Source organism: Geothrix fuzhouensis (assembly GCF_024609325.1).
GTDB lineage: Bacteria > Acidobacteriota > Holophagae > Holophagales > Holophagaceae > Geothrix > Geothrix fuzhouensis.
In genome coordinates this window covers 392,229-410,422 of record NZ_JANHMQ010000001.1, presented here as the reverse complement: position 1 = coordinate 410,422, position 18,194 = coordinate 392,229, and the positions used below count along the sequence as shown (strand labels likewise).

Here is an 18,194-nt window from a genome sequence, read left to right as displayed (position 1 = left end):
ACGGGGCTTTCGCTCTTGTCATCGCGGTGCTACCTTTTTGATCCCGATACGGTTGATGGAGAAGATTGAATGCGCGAAAAGCTGCGTATCCTCGTGGCCGAAATGGTGCGTGGCGGCGTCCCTCTGGATCTGGCCTGCCGCGAGTTCGAGCGAGTGTACCTGGAGGAAGTGCTGTCGGCCCACCAGGGCAATCACAGCGCCGCCGCCCGCGAGTTGGGCATCCACCGGAACACCCTCGCCAAGAAGCTGGAGGCGCCGCCCAGTCGGCTCAGGCGCGTGAGCCTCGCGAGCTGACCTTCTGCCCTGCCTGCGAATGAAAAACCCGGCTGTGCCGGGTTTTTCATTTCGCATACCGCCCTCCTTTTCTTTCGACAGCAGGTACCGGGGCAGGTACAACATAGGGTTCGGAGGGCGCCATGAAAAAGGTGGCCATCAATGGGTTGGGGCGGATCGGACGGCTGGTGCTGAGACACCTGATGAAGGTTCCCCATGTCCGCGTGGTGGCCGTGAACGACCTCACCGACGCCCACACGCTCGCCCATCTCATGAAATACGACTCCGTCCACGGCCCCGCGGACTTCCCCGTGGCTTCCGACGGGAACTACCTCGTGCTGGATGGCCGGCGGATCCGCGTCTACGCCGAGAAGGACCCCCAACTCATCCCCTTCGGCGCCCAAGGGGCCCAGGTGGTGCTGGAGTGCACGGGAAAATTCACCAAGCGCGACCGTGCCGCCCTCCACCTTCAAGGCAGTGTGAGCCACGTGATCATCAGCGCCCCGTCCGATGATGCGGACCGCACCGTGGTCATGGGCGTGAACGAAACGACGCTGGTCCCAGCCACCGAACATGTGATCTCCAATGCCAGCTGCACGACCAACTGCCTTGGGCCGGTCGTGAAGGTCATGGATGACACCTTCGGCATCGACTACGGCTTTATGACCACGGTGCACAGCTACACCAACGACCAGCGCCTGCTTGACCTGCCCCACAAGGACCTCCGCCGGGCCCGGGCGGCGGCCCTCAGCATGATTCCCACCAGCACCGGCGCTGCGAAGGCCATCGGGCTGGTGCTGCCCCACCTCAAGGGGCGCCTCGATGGCCTTGCCATTCGAGTCCCGACCCCCGACGTGAGCATCGTGGACCTCACCGCCACCCTCAAATCCGATGCCACCCTGGCAACCGTGCAGGAGGCCTTCCGCAAAGCCGCTGCCAGCGGCCCCTTGGCCCCTTACCTCGAAGTTCTCGATGCCGAACTTGTGAGTGCGGACCTGGCAGGACGGACCGCCAGTACCCTCTATGATCCCTACCTCACGAAGATTCTGGGGCCCCGTCTGGTCAAGGTCTTCGCCTGGTACGACAACGAGTTCGGTTATGCCGCCCGCTTGAAGGATCTCTGCGTGCATGTGCTGGAGCGCATCTAGCCGATGAATACCCTAGCTCTGAATGGCCTGGGCCGCATCGGCCGGTTGCTGGTGCGTCGACTGGGCGGCACACGGCCTGGACTCCTGGGCGCCGTGAACGATCCAGCGCCCATCGACCAGCTCGTCCATCTGCTCCGGTACGATTCCGTCCATGGGCCCAGTGACAAGCCCATCGAAGGCTTCACTGAAGGGGGGCAAGACTTCCTCCTGCTGGGCGACCATCGCGTGCCGCTCTTTCATGCCAGCAATCCAGCGGAGATCCCCTTCCCGGCGCCCACGCGCCTGGTGGTGGAGGCTAGCGGACGCTTCACGCACCGGGCCGATGCCGCCCGGCACCTGAAGGGGAGTGTCTCCCATGTGGTCATCAGCGCCCCCAGTCCTGACGCCGATTTCACGGTCATCGCCCCGGTCAACGGCGCCGAGCTTGATCCTGGCCTGCACCGGGTGATCTCCAACGCCAGCTGCACCGCCCATGCGACCGCACCCATGCTGAAGATCCTGGACGATGCCTTCGGCCTCGAGCATGCCGGCATGAGCACGGTGCACGTGGTCACCAACGACCAACGCCTGCTAGACCTGCCCCACAAGGACCTCCGCCGGGCCCGGGCAGCCTTCAAGAGCATCATCCCCACCACCTCAAGCGCCTTCGGCGCCCTGCACCGCGCCATGCCGGGCCTGCCCCGGGCCTTCGACGGAGTGGCCCTCCGGGTGCCCACCCTCAACGTCAACCTGGTGGACTTGGTGGCCACCCTCCGCCGCGATGCGGATGCCACCTCCGTGAACGCCGCCTACGAAGCCGCGGCCGCCGGCCACTGGAGGAATCTCGTCGGCTTGGCGCATCCCCACGCGGTCAGCTGCGACATCACCGGGCGGCCGGAGAGCGTGCTGATGGACCTGGACCTCACCATGATGCTCGGCCCGCGCTTCGTGAAGGTCTTCGGTTGGCACGACAACGAGACGGGTTATGCCGCGCGGCTCTGCGACCTGGTGGTGGAGCTGGCCGGACGGATCTAGATGGAACCGGCCACGTAGCCGGTGCTGAAGGCCGCCTGGAGGTTGTAGCCACCCACCGGACCGTCGATATCCAGCAATTCGCCGCAGACGCGCAGGTTCTCCCACCCCTTCAGGACCATGGTGTGAGGATCCACGGCCGTCAGGTCCACGCCACCCGCGGCCACCTCGCCCCGGGCCAGGGGCACCGGCTGGGGCTCGCCCAGGGGCAAGGCCGTGACCAGGGCCACCAGCACTTTCCGGGCGGCCTTCGAGAGATCCTTCAGCATGAGGCTGCGGATGATCCCGGCTTCCTCCAGCAATGGATCCACCAGCCGTTCCGGCAAATGCCGCTGCAACCAGGTGGCTGCGAGGAGGCGAGGATTGGCGCGAACTTCCGCCAGGAGCGACCTCTCCACGCCTTCCGGTGCATCCCGGATCGACGCGTAGACGAGCCACGCCATCCCGGCGCGACGCGCACGCTCCACGGCCTGACTCAATTCCAACGCCGCGGGGCCGCTGATACCCGTCTTCGTGAACACAACGTCCCCCGCGAAAGCACCCAGGCGACGGCCTTCCGTCCCCGCGCTCAGACGCAGCTCGCCATCGCGCAGGGCCACGCCCTCCCAGGCGGGACGGGGGCGCACCAGGGGGATGGGGGCCAGGGCCGGGAACCAGGCCTGGACAGGCACACCCAGCTGGTTCAGCCACCCCAGCACTTCGCCCCGGGTGCCAGTCTCCGGATAGCTGGCACCCCCGGTGGCGAGGATGAAGGCATCCGCGGTGATCCGCTCGTCGCCCAGGCACAAGGCCTTCAGGCGGGGCGCCCTGCCCTCCAACGCCGTCACGCGGACACCCGTACGCACGTCCACACCCACCCGATGCGCCAGGGTCTCGAAGGCGGCCACGACCGCCGCCGCGCTCCCCGGGCGATCCAGGGGGAACACGCGGCCATTCTCGCGGGTGTACGTCGCCACGCCCTCCCGGCGCAATAGGTCGAGCACCGCCTGGTTGTCGAAGGCATGCAGCGACGGCCGCAGGAAGCGGGCCTGCTCCACGGGAAAGGCCGCCATCAGGGCTTTGGGCGGGCCGGCGTGGGTGATGTTGCACTTGCCGCCGCCGCTGATCCGGAGCTTCACCCCCAGGCGACCGTTGGCCTCCAGCAGCGTGACGACATGCCCCAGCGAGGCCGCCCGCCAGGCCGCCACCAGCCCAGCCGCACCCCCACCCACCACGATCACACTCACCATGGTTCCATCATGGCGGAACCGGCTGTCAGCTATCAGGTATTGGCTTTGACTGACTGCTGTCAGCCCCCTATTGGAAGATGCCCTTGAAGAACTTCTTGATCTTGCCGCCGCCCTGCTTGACCCGGTGTTTCTGGAGGCGGATGGGATCCGGCAGGGGCCGGTGGCGTTCCGGGACGACGATCCAGGACTGGTACCCGTCCAGGTCGAGCCGCAATTGATGGCTGCCTTCGCCGGAAATCTCGACGGCAGCGGGGGCCTTACCCTTCGAGACACCGTCCAGGAAGATCTCTGCGCCCGGCGGCTCACTGACGACCTGGACCTGGAACGGTGCCGGCAGGAGACGCAGGGACAGGTCCTTGTCCTCCGCCTTAAGGTGGTATCCCAATGGCACGAAGTCAGGCTTCTCCAGGCGGAGCAGATTCGCTTTGCCCTTCACCACCACCTGGCGAAGCGGCGTCCGCCCCAGTGGCGTTCCATCCAGGAACACCTCGGCACCACCAGGTTTCGATTCGATCGACAGAACCCGGCTGGACTCGGGCCGGAGGACAAGGAAGCCGAGCGCCAGGGCCGCCAGGAGGGCACCACCACCCCAGAGCCAGCGGTTCCGCGGGGTGACAGGTGCGACCATGCGCTCGATCCGCAGGGTGCCCGTGCCCTTTACCGGCGCGGTGGAGGCGAGCTGGGCGAGGTGGGCTGCCCGCGGCTCCGGCTCCAGGGGAAGGGCCTCGATCAGGGCACGGAGAAAGGAAGGGAGATCGGCAAACCGTTTCCCTGGATCCTTGTCCAGGGCCTTCGCGAAGACCGCAGCTAGGCCTTGCGGAAAATCGGGTGGCCACACCGGCGCTTCGTGCACGATGCGATAGAGGGTCGCGCCCACGCTATCGCCTGCGAAGGGCAGCGTGCCCGTCAGCATCTCGAAGGCCGTGAGCACCAGTGCCCACTGGTCGGAGGCCGGCGTGGCCTTGGCGCCGTTCAGCACCTCGGGCGCCGCATAGGCCGGCGTGCCGAGGAAAGCGGAACTCGTGGTCAGGCGCCCCTGGTCCCCCCGGGCGATGCCAAAGTCCATGAGCTTCAGGCGGCCGTCCTTGGCCACCATGAAATTGTCGGGCTTGATGTCCCGGTGGAGAATCCCCAGGCCGTGAACCGCCTCCAGGGCATCGGCCGCCTGGATCAGCAGGCCCATGGCTTCGTCCGGGTCCAGCCGGCCGCGATGGATCCGGTCCGAAAGAGATTCCCCCTCCACGTACTCCATGACCAGGTAGGGCCCCAGGTCCTGGGCTTCGCCCACATCGAAGACCGTGATGGCGTTGGGATGGTTCAGCCGCGCCGAGATCTCGGCCTCGCGCTTGAAACGGAGCAGCACCTCGGCGTCGCCGGTACCCTCGCGGACCACCTTGATGGCCAGCGCGCGCTTGAGCAAGGGATCTTCCGCCAGGTACACCGTGCCCATCGCGCCGAAGCCGAGGGTACCCAGGACCTTGAAGCGGCCGATGGTGGAAGGATCCAGACTCATCCTTCCACCGATCATGCCAGAGGCTGGGCTCATCCGATGCCCCGGCTACACTCGAAGCATGTCTGAAGTCGGTTTCTCTGTTTCCCGCCCAGCCCAGCTCCGCCGCTTCGGGCGGGTGTTCTACCCCGCCGGACTCCGCCTGCAGAAGGCCCTGGCGGCCCATGTCAGCCAGGAGGGAAATCCCGACCAGCTTGTGATCCTCGAACACGACCCTGTCTTCACGCTGGGCAGAAACGCCACGCCCGCCGACATTCACATGAGCGACGACTTCCTCGCTGCGCAAGGCGTGAGCGTCCACCGCACGGACCGGGGCGGCGAGGTGACCTACCACGGGCCCGGCCAGATCGTCGCCTATCCCATCTGCAACCTGCGGGGCGGTCGGGAGGATGTCGGGCGTCTGGTGCGGGGTCTCGAAGAGGCCATGATCCGCACCGCGGCCGAATTCGGGGTGATGGCCGATCGCCTCAAGGGCGCGCCGGGAATCTGGGTGGAAACAGCCCCCTACCGAAAGGGTGGAGGCCTCGAGAAGCTTGGCGCCATCGGCCTCCACCTCAGCCGTTGGATCACCACTCACGGCATTGCCTTCAACGTGTGCCCCAACCTCGATCACTTCCGTTGGATCACCCCTTGCGGCTTCACGGATAAGGGCGTGTGCAGCCTCCAGTCACTGCTGGGCGCGAGTGCCCCTACCTGGGACGAGGCCGCGGATCGGCTCCAGGCCCATCTCACGGCCTACCTGGCTCTGGATCTCCAGCCCGTGCGGCAGCCCAGCCGCAGCGTGTCGGCCATGACCTGGCGCCACGCCGCCAACGGGCCGGAGATCCTCATGATGCTGCGCGTCCCCGAGCACGGGCTTTGGTGGCAGAGCGTCACCGGCATGATGGAGCCCGGAGAAACGCCCGAGCAGACCGCTCATCGTGAGCTCAGGGAAGAGACAGGACTCACGGGCACGTTGCGGCCCCTGGGCCTCTCCCACAGCTTCTGGGTGGATCCCACCATCGTGCACTTCCCGGACGCGGAACCCCGATTCAACACTGAGACCTGTTTCTCCATGGAAGTCCCCGCCGAGGCTCAGGTTCGCCTGGAGCCCCTGGAGCACAGTGAATTCAAGTGGTGTGGGCTCGCCGAGGCCTACGGCTTGATGAAGTGGGAAGGTGCCAAGGCCTCCCTGAAACTCCTGGAAGCCTGGCTAATCCACGGCTAAGTCACGGCCGCCCCCTGGGGGCCACTGTGATCCCGCAGACCTGGGAGCTTCTGGATCGCGGGTGGACCTTTCGCCCGCCCGCGGTCTGTGATCCGCGGCACGCTGCGACCGGGGTTCCGGAGGACCCCCAGGCGGGGCGGCTAACCTGGGATCGTCCCCTGGAGCGCCCATGTTCCCCATGTTCACCGATGATCAGACCGCTGTCCGCGAAGCCGCCCGGGACTTCGCCCAAACGGAGATCGCCCCGGGCGCGGCGGCCCGCGATGCCAGCGGGGAATTCGCCAAGGACATCCTGCAGCAGCTGGGCGAGATGGGCTTCCTGGGCATGACGGTGCCGGAAAGCTACGGTGGCGCGGGTGTGGACTTCATGAGCTACATCCTGGCGCTCGAACAGGTCGCCTACGCCGACGCTTCCGTGGCCGTGGCCATGAGCGTGAACAATTCCGTGGCCTGCGCGCCCATCCTGTCCTTCGGCACTGAGGCGCAGAAACAGAAATACTTGAAACCCCTGGCCAGCGGCGAGGTGCTGGGCGGCTTCATGCTCACCGAGCCCGATGCCGGTTCTGACGCGGCGGCCCTCAAGACCCGCGCCACCAAGGTGGACGGCGGCTGGCGGCTGAACGGAGCCAAGGCCTGGATCACCAACGGCGGCGTGGCCCGGTACTTCGTGACCATGGCCCGCACGGACCCAGACAAGGGGAAGCGTGGCATCAGCGCCTTCATTCTCGATGCGGAGCAGCCCGGCGTGATCATGGGCCGGCCCGAAGAGAAGATGGGCCTGCGCTCCAGCAAGACCGTGATGGTGGCCCTGGAAGATGCCTTCGTGCCCGAGGACGCCATCCTCGGCAAGCCCGGCGACGGCCTGAAGGTGGCCTTCGGCGGCTTGGATGGGGGGCGCATCGGCATTTCGGCTCAGGCCCTGGGCATCGCCCAACGGGCCATGGATGAGAGCGTGGCCTACGCGAAGGCCCGCGTTTCCTTCGGCAAGCCCATCGGCGAGCACCAGATGATCCAGACCTACCTGGCGGAGATGGAAGCCCGCCTCCAGGCCGCTCGCTTGCTGGTCTACCGGGCCGCCGCCCTGAAGGGGGCCGGGAGAACCTGCACGGTGGAGGCCGCCACCGCCAAGCTGTTCACCACCGAAAGCGCCGTGTGGATCTGTGACCGGGCCGTGCAGATCCACGGCGGCTATGGCTACTCCCGCGAATACACCGTCGAGCGGCTCTACCGGGACGTGCGCGTGACCACCATCTACGAAGGCACCAGCGAGATCCAGCGCATGGTCATCGCCAGGGAGATCCTGAAATAGGGTCTTTTCAACGCATGGTGAAATACCTCTTGCCCTCATCATGCGAGGTGGGCATGCTGCTTCTTGGGGCCATCTAAACCAGGCCCCGGACCTGTGCGTAGGCACCATGTCCCTATGGCGGTTCTTTTCGATTCTCTAAGGAGTGGTGATGATGCGTCCCCCGATCCTCCCGGCCCTGCTCGTGGCCTTCTCCCTGGTCGGCCAGGAGGCTCCCACGGGACCTGCGGGGCAGGTGGTACCTAAGGCCGGTGCCACCCAGCCGACGGCCATGAAGCTGACCCTTCAGAACGCCATCGAGACCTCCCTGAAGAACAACCTGCAGGTGCAAATCGCCGTCGAGACCCGGGACTTCACGCGGGCAGGGTTGACGATCGAACAGGGTGCCTTCGACTGGAATCTCACCAGCAGCCTGAGCATTGGCAAAACCGAAGACGCCACCCGAGGCCAGAACTTCCCCGGTGGCCCGCTGACGGCTTCTGAGACGACGACGTTCAGCCGGAACTTCACCCTGGGTTCCACGAAGGCCTTCGGTTGGGGCGGCAACCTGAGCCTGAACTACGCCCCCACCTACCGCTTTAGCAAGGGCACGGTCAACGGTGGACCAGAGGCCCCCTTCACCACCAATCCCTATGACGGTAGTTTCTCGGCCACCTATTCTCAGAGCCTGCTGAGAAACTTCGGCCGGGATGCGACGGAAAGCCGCCTCATTGTGGCTCGCAAGAGCGCCCAGGCCGCGGACCTGACCTTCCAGCTTTCCATCATCAACCTCGTGGCCAGCACGGAATCGCTTTACTGGGATGTTGTCTTCGCCCAGCGGAACCTGGAGAACAAGCAGCAGGCCCTGGCCCTGGCCCAGAAGCAGCTCAACGAAAACCAGATCCGCGTCCAGGTCGGCACCCTCGCGCCCATTGAGGTCACCTCCTCCGAAGCCTCGGTCGCCCAGGCCCAGCAGGACATCATCTCGGCCGAGGCCCAACTCTACAATGCCAAGGACGCCCTCATCCGCGCCCTCTATCCCTCCTCCGAGCGCCCACTGAACCTGGAACCGGCCGACGCCCCCAGCATCAAGCCCCTGGAGATGGAGGAGGCCACTGCCGAGAAACAGGCTCTGGCCAGCCGCCTGGAGCTAAAGGCTGCCCGTCTCGACCTGGAGTCGAAGCAGGCCCTGGAGACCGCCGCCAACAACCGCACCCTGCCCCAGTTGGATGCCTTCGCCACCTACAACGGCAACGCCGCCTCCCAAATTCCCTCGGAGGGCCTTGCCGCCGTCAACAAGGATCTCACCAAGGGCGCCTATCCTGGATACACGGTGGGCCTCCAGTTCGCCATGCCCATCCAGAACCGCGCCGCCCGTGGCAATCAGGCCCAGGCCCGAGCCAACCGTCGCCAGAGCGAACTGAACCTGCGTGACCTGGAGCTCGGCATCACCCTCGAGGTTCGTCAAGCCTTCCGCAACCTGGACGCCTCCGGCAAGGGCGTGGTCGCCGCCGAGAAGACCCGGATCTTCCGCGAAAAGGACCTCGAAGCCGAGCAGAAGAAATTCGAGAACGGCATGAGCACCAACTTCCTCGTGCTCTCGAAGCTCAATGACCTGAACACTGCCAAGAGCAACGAACTCCAATCCAAAATCACCTACGCCAAGGCCGTCACCGCTCTGGAAAAGGCCCTGGGGCATCTGTTGGAAGCACGGAAGCTGGAAGTCAAATAAGATCCGTTCCCAGTTGAAAAACGGGCCCCATCCGGGGCCCGTTTTTCAACTGTCTCCACCGAGCAGGGCGGAGTTGGAAGGACGGTCAGTCCATCCGCAGGCTGAGATCCGCCCCGGGTGCGCTGTGCGTGAGGGCGCCCACGCTGAGGAAATCGACCCCGGTTTCCGCCACGGGCCGGGCCCGCTCAAGGGTGATGTTGCCGCTGGCCTCAAGGAAGAGGCGCCGTCCGCTGCGATCCCGCAGAGCTACCGCCTCGCGCATCTGCTCCAGGGCCATGTTGTCCAGCAGGACACCGTCCACATCCGGCAAGTCCAGGCAGGCCTTCAGCTGGCCGAGAGTCTCCACTTCGACTTCGATTTTCAGCAGGTTTGGCGCCGCATGCCGGGCGGCCTCCACGGCGGCCCGAACACCGCCCGCGGCTGCGAGGTGGTTCTCTTTCAGCAGCACACCATCACCCAGGGTCAGCCGATGGTTCACCCCTCCCCCACAGCGGACCGCGTACTTCTCCAGCAGCTTCAGGCCTGGTGTGGTCTTGCGCGTATCGAGGATGCAGGCACCAGTGCCCTCAATGGCATCAACGAATCGTCGTGTGAGAGTCGCCGTTCCCGAGAGCCGCTGGAGCAGGTTCAGCATCACCCGCTCGGCCAGGAGGATGCCGTGGCTTGAGCCTCGCAGCCGCAGCACCTCAGTTCCCGCCGCCATTTTCTGGCCATCGTGACGGACTGGTTCCGCCGACAGCGTGGTGCAAGTCAATTTCAGGACTTCCATCGCCATGGGGAGTCCCGCCAGGACGAGGTCTCCCTTGGCCATCACCCGGGCCCTCATGGGCCGGTCGGGCACCGCGGCGGTGCTCCAGTCCTGGGTGCCCCAGTCTTCGCGCAGGAAGGCACGCAGCTGGTCGCGGTAGGTCTCGGGATGCGGCGGATGGAACATCGGTCACTCCAGACTCAGCATAGAATGATCCCAAACCAGGAGACCCCATGTCCTTTGTCCTCGTAGAGAAAACTGATCGCATCGCCTGGGTCACCCTCAACCGGCCCGAGAAACTCAACGCGCTGAACAACGAGGTGTTGAAGGAGCTCGAACAGGTCTTCGCGGAGCTGGAACACGACACCAGCGTGGGCGTCGTGGTGGTGACGGGCGCCGGGGAGAAGGCCTTCGTGGCCGGCGCCGATATCGCTGAGCTGAAGACTCTCGACACGACCAGCGCCCGGGTCCAGGCTCTGCGTGGCCAGGCCGTCTACCAGCGCATCGAAGCCATGCCCAAGCCCGTCATCGCCGCCGTGAACGGCTTCGCCCTGGGCGGCGGCTGCGAGCTGGCCCTGGCCTGCCACATCCGCATCGCCAGCGAAAACGCCAAGTTCGGCCTGCCCGAGGTGAGCCTCGGCATCATCCCCGGCTACGGGGGCACCCAGCGCCTGCCGCGTCTCGTGGGCAAAGGCGTGGCTCTGGACATGATCCTCAGCGCCGAGATGACCTCCGCCACCGACGCCCTCCGCATGGGCCTCGTGAGCCGCGTGGTACCCCAGGCCGACTTGAAGGCCACCGCCGAGAAGCTGGCCAAGACCATTCTCTCGCGCGGCCCCCTGGCCTTGCGCAGCGCCCTGGCCGCCGTGAACGAAGGCATCGAGATGCCCCAGGACCAGGGCCTTCAGTACGAAGCTGCCCTCTTCGGCCTCCTGGCCGCCACGCAGGACATGCAGGAGGGCATGGGCGCCTTCATGGAGAAGCGCCAAGCCCAGTTCAAGGGTTTGTAGCCGTCCATTGCCTTCAAAAAAAGGCGGGCCGGATGGCCCGCCTATTTTTGAGTCGGCACCAACTATCGCTTGGCGCCAGCGGCGCCGATCGTCACGGCTGCCGTCTGTTCATTGCTGCTCTGATCCGCAACCTTGACGAGGACGCGGTCGCCGCGCAAGGCGTCGCGGGGCACGAGCACATCGAAGCGCTCCTCCTTCTGGTCGAACACCCGGTCCTCGGGCACGATCTGGAGCCAATGTTCGCCATCAGCACTGATGGCGGCCTCCTTCAGGGTGGAGGTTTCGTCCCGGGCCACGAACCGGACCCGGGCGCCCTCGCTTTCGGAGGCCGCGCTGAGCTCGGAGATGACCGGAGGCGTGTGGTCGATGAGGAAGGGCGCCGTGCGCCAGGTGCTGGTGAGGGCGGCATTGAAGGCGGCGGAGGGTGCATCGGAGGCGGTCACTTCCAGGCGGTAGCGGCCATCGGGCACCGGCAGGGTGTCGAAACTGAAGAACTTCTCCTTCCAGGCTTTCTCCAGGAGGAGCGGCGCGCCCCGGTCAGGCACCAGCCGGATGGTGAACTCGAGGGTGTCGGCGTTGGGATCGTTCACCCGGAAGACGAAACTCTGGCCGGCGCGACGGAAGCTGCGCTTCTCTGCACCCATGTAGCCAAGGGCCGGAATGAGCTTCTGGGTCTCCAGGGGTACCCGCTCAATGCCGATGTCGTCGGGTGGTGCGGTGCGGGTGATGATCAGGCCCGGCGGCATGATGTCCACACCTTCCCAAACTGGCGCCAGGTTGCGATGGGCCCAGTGCATGGTGACGGTCTCCACCACCGGTGTGGCGCCTCCCCGGGTGCTGCTGAGGCGCAGGCGAAACTGGGCGAACCGCGAGGGGGGCAGAGCCGGTCGCTCGCCGCTGCGCAGGGGCGGTGTCCAGGGGCTCCAGGTGGCATCCGGCGTCTCGGTGCTCCCGGTGCGGAATTGGAACTCCACATTGGTGCCCGTGGGCGTTTCCGCATCCAGGTAGGCCCGGCCCCAGTCCGCGAGAGGTGCTCCCTTGAGGATCATGGATTCCAGCGTGCCCTCGGTGGCCTGGGCCTCGGATAGCAGGTGCAACTCCGCAGGATTCGAGCCCACCACCAGGAGATCTCCACCAGAGGGCAGGAAGGCCGTGGCCTGGGCCGTGCCCAGTTCCTGCACCACGGCAAAAGGATCCGTGTCCCGAACCTTACCCAGGGGCAGCGAGAATAGGCGCGAGCGATTGCCTGTGCCCACCAGCAGTTGCCCCTTCCAGGCGGCCAGGGCATAAACCTGGCTCTGGGCGCTCTGCCATAGGGTTTCGGGGACGCGCTCCTTGTCCAGGCGGATGACCGCGGAACGGGCGGCGACGGTGGTTTCCGCCTGAAGGTAGCCCTCCCGCCGTTCCAATTGTCCGGTACTGAACTTGGGTGTGAGCCCGTTGTCAGCCCCAATGTAGAGCTGCCCATCGACCACGGCCAGGGCACGCACCTCTTCAAAGGGCGTGTCCATCAGGGTCTCCAAACGGTCGCCTTGGCGGTTGTAGCGGAGCACCAGGCCCCGGCCGTGGCTGCCCAGGTACCATCCGCCCTGCCCGTCGGGCGTCAGGGCAGTGAAGGCCGTTTCGTCGGCCAGTTCCGCCAGGCGGCGGCTGGACCCTGCCCGGGCCTGCACCAGCACAGCACCTTTCTCAGAGCCGCCGGCCGCGATCACCGCATCCCCCTCCACAGCCAGGGCCCAGACGATTCGGGCCTCGATGTCCGCGAAGGGCTTCACGTCGCCGTTGGGTGACACACGCAGCAGCTTGCCCTCCCCCGTGGGCGCCACGATCAGATCCTGCCCCAGGCGCGCCAAGGTGAACACGATGCCGCCCTTGACCTGACCCAGGGGCTTCACCTGGCTACCGGTGTAGTGGAACAGCTTGCCCTCGGTACCGGCAGACAGGTAGGCGCCACCGGAACCATCTGGTACCGCCGCCCAGATCACACCTTCGGGGAGCTGGCCCACGCGACGCAGGCTCGGCGCCAAGCGCAGGCGGCCGTCAGCACCGATGCGGACGCCACGGGTCTCGGAGCCCAGCCAGTCGTTGAACCCAGAGAAGGTGGCCATGGGCTGGCCCGCCAGGGCAGCCACACCCACGGCGGCGGAAAGAAGGATGGTCACCCAGCGCATAGAACCCTTTCGTCTCATACCCATCACTCGATTTCAACTTCCAGCTGGCTGAGACCTCTTACCTCGCGATCCAGGGGCAGGACGGCCCGCCCCACGATGCGCCGCTGGAGTTTATTGTCGCTGCTCGCCCCATCGCCACTGACCAGACTGGCCACCGTGGGCGGGATGCCCTCGATACGGCTCCCGCGGAGCCCGGCTCCGGGCTGGCTCTGCACCAGCAGCGCGTAGGCGTGGTTGTTCCGGAGGGCTCCGTTCAGGAGGCGCACCACATCCCCAAGATTGGCCACCTCGATCATGCGCTCGTCCGGATCGGCGGCCATGAGGCTGAAGCCGTCTCCCACCATGAGGGTGGCCTTGCCCTTGGCGGCCGAGGAGGGAACCTGAATGTTGAAGGTGGCCGTCTCCCGCACCCCCTGGATGTTCTGGAGGGTCACGAGCACCGGCAGTACTTCGCCCCGCTTGGCCCGGGCCTTCAGCAGGCGTACGCCGGCGATGCCTGACAGGTCCAGCCGTTCCTCCGCCTTGATGGTGAGGGAGATGCCCTCGAACACCGGTTTTTCGAAGGGATTGAGGGTGATCGCCTGGAGCATGGCCCCGATGTACTGGGACATGCGCGAGGGGTTCAAGTCGGCGATGACGTTCTCGATCAGGATGGCGGGTTGCCCAGCGAGCTTGATGTTGCCCTGCATGGACAGGCTCTGGAGTCCAAGACCCCGGGTATGGGCATCCAGCGTCTGGGCCACGGCCGTGGCCACCAGGGCTGGCGTGGCTACCGGATGGTCCATCAGTTCGAAACGGAAATTCAGGGTGCGTTTGCCCGCCAGGTTCAGGCCGATCCGCAACGGCACCATGTGCGCCTCGGCCCCTAGCAGGCCCGCCACGCCGGAGCTGCGGTCCAACCGCAGGGCGCCGATCGGTGCCACCGGCATGGCCATCTTGAAGGAGCTTTGGTAGCTGGCGACCGTGCTGGCCACGGTCGCGGACCAAAGGGGCAGGTCCACCGCGCCCAGGTTGAACAGCTGATGCCCAAAGAGCAGCACCCGCTTTCCCGAAATGAAGGTGATGGTACCCGCCGCGGCCAAGTCCAGGTCCCCCTGCATCAGGGTGATGGCCGCCATGCCACCTGGTTCGATGGGGCTGGCCTCCTCCCGCCCTCCGGACAGGATCGGCGCGGCGACGAAGGCGATGGGAAGTCCCGCCCACAGTCGCTGCGCCTCAGGTCCCAGGGCGCTGCCAACAATGGACATCGGAAGAGCCTGAGGATCCGCCTCTCCCATCAGGGTCTGGAAGTCGAGCATCTTTCCGGAAAGCGCGGCCTTGAGGACCTTCGGCGGCTCCAGCTTGGGCAGGATCAGGGGGGTGCGGCTCGGTGCGGTCTCGGGGATATCCCGGAGCTGGTCCAACATCTCCGCGATGGGGGTGATGCCGCCAATGGCCTCTTTCTCGAAGAGGATGCCCGTGCTCAAGGCCCCGATGAGCTTCCCGTCGATGTAACAGGGGCTGCCGCTCATGCCGGCCAGGATGCCCGTGTCCGCCAAAGGCCCACCCGAAGCCCGGACCATGATGCGGCTTTTGCCTGGCGCTGCGTTCCGCTGCACCCCCAGCACTTCAAAATCGAAGCGCTCGATCTTCCCGCCCTGGAACACGGTCCGGCCATAGCCCTTCATGCCGGACCGGATCTCGGAAACGGCCAGGGTGGCGGGCCCCTGGCCAGCCAGGGGAGCCAGGGAAAGGAGGGCGAAGGCGAGGGCGACCAGTCTCATCGATATCTCAAGGAATAAATGAAGCCTAGCAGGACTGTCCCGGAATCCGGGACGGCCGCCGGCCGGCGCCCCTGTGAATTCCAAGTGCTATTTGTGACTTTTTCGTTCCTTGACCAACGGATCCCTTTTAATGCGATACCACCCGTGGCTATTCTTTTGGCATACGGAGGAACTTCTTATGCGATCAAGGCATTTCGCCGGCTCATCCCTTGTGGCCCTGCTCGTGGCAGCCGCCCCCATCATGGCCCAGGGTGTTTCCACCCAACTGGGTGGCCGTGTTCTGGACAACTCTGGCGCTGGCATCACCGGGGCCACGGTGGTCATCCGGAACACTGAAACCGGCCTCACCCGCACCCTGCAGACCAACGGCGAAGGCCGCTATTTGGCCACCCTGCTGCCCGTTGGCCCCTACAACGTCACCGTCACCAAGGCCGGGTTCCAGACCGCCAGCAATGTGAAGGTGAACCTGAACCTGGGCGACGCCGCCCCCCTGACCATCAGGCTGGCCCCCATCACCGGCGCCGTGGTGGAAGTGGTGGCCGTGTCCTCGCAGGTGGACAGCGAGCGCGCCAGTGCCGCCGCCATCATCTCCCCGGACAACCTGGTTGAGCTGCCCGTTTTCAACCGGTCCTTCACCAACCTCGCCACCCTGGCCCCCCAGGTCGTGGTGGAAGGCAGCCGTAACAACCTTGCCATCGCGGGACAGCGGGGGGTGAACACCTCCATCAACATCGACGGGGGCGACAACAACGAACCCTTCTTCGGCGGAGCGGTCGGCGGCGGCGAAGGCAAGACCCCCTTCACCATCTCCATCGAGGCCATCCGCGAGTACCAGGTCATCACCGACGGTGCCAGCGCCGAGTTCGGCCGCATGGGTGGCGGCTACGTGAACGCCATCACCAAGAACGGCACCAATGACCTCACTGGCAGCCTCTTCTACTACAAGCGCCCCAAGAGCCTGGTCGCTGCGGGTCCGACCCTCGTTCAGCCCAGCGGCGCTATCACCAGGAATCCTGTGGGCGATTTCGACCAGCAGCAGTTCGGGTTCAGCGTGGGGGGCCCGATCCTCAAGGACAAGCTCTTCTATTTCGTGGCCTACGACGCTCAGCGCCTGAAGACTCCCACCAACCAGGTCTGGGGTGGGAATACCCCCGTGACCCTGGATGCCGCCACCTACCCCAACGATGCCGCCCTGATCTCCCGTGCGGGCAACTACTCCAGCAAGGGTGATTCCGACACGATGTTCGCCCGCTTTGACTGGAACATCAACGTCGACCAGAACCTCCAGTTGCGCATCAACCACTCGAAGTTCAGCGGCGATGTGGGCGCGGGCGCCATGGCCGCCTACGAGAACCTCTCGTCCGACACCATCACCACGGATTCCTACGTGCTGCAGTGGAACTGGGTGATCAACGCCAACTGGCTGAATGAAGTCCGGGTGAACTACACCAAGGACGACATGCCCCGGACACCCTACTCCACCACGCCTGAAGTCAGCATCTCCAACGTCGGCTACTTCGGCGCCTACCCCTTCGACCGCACCTACAACACCAAGCGCACCCAGATCCAGGAGAACATCAGCTACGTCACGCCCACCCTCCAGGTGAAGGCCGGCCTTGACTACAACAGCATCGATGTCTCTGAGTTCTTCGCCGGCAACTGGCGCGGCGTCTACAGCTTCAGCTCTCTGGCCAACTACCGGGCCGGCAACTGGTCCTACTACCGCCAGAACTTCGGCCTGAGCGGCCCCGTCCAGCAGGCGGGCCAGTTCAGCGCCACGGAGAAACAGGAAGCCGCCTTCGTCCAGGCCGACTGGCGCCTGACGGACACCTTCAAGCTGGGCCTCGGCCTGCGCTGGGACCGCCAAGAGAATCCTGATTACGCCATCCTGGACTTCAGCAATCCTCTTGCCGCGTCCATGCCCCTCACGGCCCGAATTCCCAACGACAGCCAGTTCTCACCCCGGGTCTCCTTCACCTGGACCCCCGCCTTCGACCAGGGCAAGACGGTCGTTCGCGGCAGCCTTGGTCGATATGTGAGCACCACACCCTCCGTCTTCCTTTACCAGGTCTACGCGGCGAACAGCATGCGGACCGGCTCAGTGGACTTCCAACCCGCCCAGGCTGCCACCTTCGGCATCCCCCGCGGCGCCTCCTTCGATCCCAACAACCTCTTCTGGTTCCCCTCCTTCCCCACCGGCGCCACGACCCCCACGGTCGACATCTGGTCCTTCTCCCAGAACTTCAAGAATCCCTACACCGACCGTGTCAACCTGGGCGCGGAGCGTCCCTTCTTCCGGGACATCGTGCTGGGCGTGTCGGGCACCTACGCGAAGGGCAACCAGCTGGAGCGCACGGCTGACCTGAACCTCGGCGCCCCCACCGGCGTGAGCGCCCAGGGCCGCATCCTCTATTCGAGCACCCGGCCCAATGCAAACTACCTGCGCATGGGCTACTACATGTCCGATGCCACCAGCATCTACCATGCCTACACGGTCAGCCTGAAGTACCACAAGGACGACAGCGCCCTCGACGCTCAGCTGTACTACACCTACAGCATCAACAAGGACAGTGACTCCAACGAGCGCAACTACTCTGGCGTGAGCATCCAGGACCCTGCCAACCTGGGCGGTCAGTGGGGCTACGCGGACACTGACCGGCGTCAAGTGCTGACCGGGTACGTGAGCTACCTGGAGAAGAACTACACTGGCATCCTGTCTTCCCTCTCCCTCCGCTACCAGACCGGAAATCCCTACACCCTGATGTACACCAAGGATGTGAATGGGGATCGCAACACCGGCAATGACCGTTACTTCGTCAACGGCCAGGACTCGGGACGGAACACCCAGCGGGCCGGCTCCGTGCTTTACATGGATCTGGGCCTGCGGCGCGACTTCAAGATTTACGGAAAGGTGAAGGCCACCCTCTCCGCCGATATCTTCAACCTCCTCAACCGGCAGGACACCTACCTGTCCTACCGGCCCACGAGCGCGTCGATAGATGCCGCACCGAACCTCCAGGCTCAGCAGAACTGGATCGGCTCGGCCCGTCAGGTCCAGCTCGGCGCTAGGCTCGCGTTCTAGCTGAACCTGTCCCACCCACGAAAGG

The 18,194-nt window shown here is 65.4% G+C and carries 13 protein-coding genes; 8 read left to right on the top strand and 5 right to left on the bottom strand.

Annotation, left to right across the window (positions count from 1 at the left end; genetic code table 11):
* Window positions 1-69: 69 nt before the first annotated feature.
* The 3 genes from NOV74_RS01900 to NOV74_RS01890 all read left to right on the top strand — a co-directional run bounded on the left by NOV74_RS01900 (window position 70) and on the right by NOV74_RS01890 (window position 2,435).
* Entirely contained in the window at window positions 70-294 is a 225-nt protein-coding gene (locus tag NOV74_RS01900; protein WP_257308774.1) for a helix-turn-helix domain-containing protein, read from the top strand.
* A 122-nt stretch (window positions 295-416) separates the two neighbouring features.
* Window positions 417-1,421: a type I glyceraldehyde-3-phosphate dehydrogenase gene (gene gap, locus NOV74_RS01895; protein WP_257308772.1), complete on the top strand. Its 1,005-nt coding sequence runs from the start codon at window positions 417-419 to the stop codon at window positions 1,419-1,421.
* 3 nt (window positions 1,422-1,424) lie between these two features.
* A complete protein-coding gene (locus NOV74_RS01890; RefSeq protein ID WP_257308770.1) occupies window positions 1,425-2,435 on the top strand; it encodes a type I glyceraldehyde-3-phosphate dehydrogenase in 1,011 nt (336 codons plus the stop codon).
* Here NOV74_RS01890 and NOV74_RS01885 read toward each other — a convergent pair.
* Together NOV74_RS01885 and NOV74_RS01880 are read right to left on the bottom strand one after the other, a co-directional pair.
* Window positions 2,432-3,661 (bottom strand): BaiN/RdsA family NAD(P)/FAD-dependent oxidoreductase, encoded by a 1,230-nt coding sequence (locus NOV74_RS01885; RefSeq protein ID WP_257308768.1) that lies wholly within the window; start codon window positions 3,659-3,661, stop codon window positions 2,432-2,434. The two genes, NOV74_RS01890 and NOV74_RS01885, sit on opposite strands and share 4 nt — an antisense overlap.
* A 67-nt stretch (window positions 3,662-3,728) precedes the next feature.
* The gene (locus NOV74_RS01880; protein WP_257308766.1) at window positions 3,729-5,174 is read right to left on the bottom strand and encodes a serine/threonine-protein kinase; all 1,446 of its coding nucleotides are present in this window, start codon (window positions 5,172-5,174) and stop codon (window positions 3,729-3,731) included.
* A 58-nt stretch (window positions 5,175-5,232) separates the two neighbouring features.
* On the opposite strand from NOV74_RS01880, the gene lipB reads away from it, so the two are divergent.
* The 3 genes from lipB (at window position 5,233) to NOV74_RS01865 (ending at window position 9,395) form a co-directional block, all read left to right on the top strand.
* Window positions 5,233-6,378, top strand: coding sequence for a lipoyl(octanoyl) transferase LipB (gene lipB, locus NOV74_RS01875; protein WP_257308764.1), 1,146 nt, complete (start codon window positions 5,233-5,235; stop codon window positions 6,376-6,378).
* 169 nt (window positions 6,379-6,547) lie between these two features.
* The gene (locus tag NOV74_RS01870; protein ID WP_257308762.1) at window positions 6,548-7,687 is read left to right on the top strand and encodes an acyl-CoA dehydrogenase family protein; all 1,140 of its coding nucleotides are present in this window, start codon (window positions 6,548-6,550) and stop codon (window positions 7,685-7,687) included.
* A gap of 148 nt (window positions 7,688-7,835) precedes the next feature.
* Window positions 7,836-9,395 (top strand): TolC family protein, encoded by a 1,560-nt coding sequence (locus NOV74_RS01865; RefSeq protein WP_257308760.1) that lies wholly within the window; start codon window positions 7,836-7,838, stop codon window positions 9,393-9,395.
* Window positions 9,396-9,480: 85 nt separating this feature from the next.
* Here the strand turns inward: NOV74_RS01865 and nadC are convergent, their stop codons facing one another.
* Window positions 9,481-10,329 (bottom strand): carboxylating nicotinate-nucleotide diphosphorylase, encoded by an 849-nt coding sequence (gene nadC / locus NOV74_RS01860; protein ID WP_257308758.1) that lies wholly within the window; start codon window positions 10,327-10,329, stop codon window positions 9,481-9,483.
* A gap of 47 nt (window positions 10,330-10,376) precedes the next feature.
* Between nadC and NOV74_RS01855 the strand changes: the two genes are divergently transcribed.
* Window positions 10,377-11,153, top strand: a complete 777-nt coding sequence (locus tag NOV74_RS01855) for an enoyl-CoA hydratase-related protein (RefSeq protein ID WP_257308756.1) — start codon at window positions 10,377-10,379, stop codon at window positions 11,151-11,153.
* 62 nt (window positions 11,154-11,215) lie between these two features.
* Here the strand turns inward: NOV74_RS01855 and NOV74_RS01850 are convergent, their stop codons facing one another.
* Both NOV74_RS01850 and NOV74_RS01845 read right to left on the bottom strand, forming a co-directional pair.
* Window positions 11,216-13,324, bottom strand: a complete 2,109-nt coding sequence (locus NOV74_RS01850) for a ligand-binding sensor domain-containing protein (RefSeq protein WP_257308754.1) — start codon at window positions 13,322-13,324, stop codon at window positions 11,216-11,218.
* 23 nt (window positions 13,325-13,347) lie between these two features.
* Entirely contained in the window at window positions 13,348-15,087 is a 1,740-nt protein-coding gene (locus NOV74_RS01845) for a SpoIVB peptidase S55 domain-containing protein (protein ID WP_257308753.1), read from the bottom strand.
* A 178-nt stretch (window positions 15,088-15,265) separates the two neighbouring features.
* On the opposite strand from NOV74_RS01845, the gene NOV74_RS01840 reads away from it, so the two are divergent.
* The gene (locus tag NOV74_RS01840) at window positions 15,266-18,169 is read left to right on the top strand and encodes a TonB-dependent receptor (RefSeq protein WP_257308752.1); all 2,904 of its coding nucleotides are present in this window, start codon (window positions 15,266-15,268) and stop codon (window positions 18,167-18,169) included.
* Window positions 18,170-18,194 lie beyond the last annotated feature (25 nt).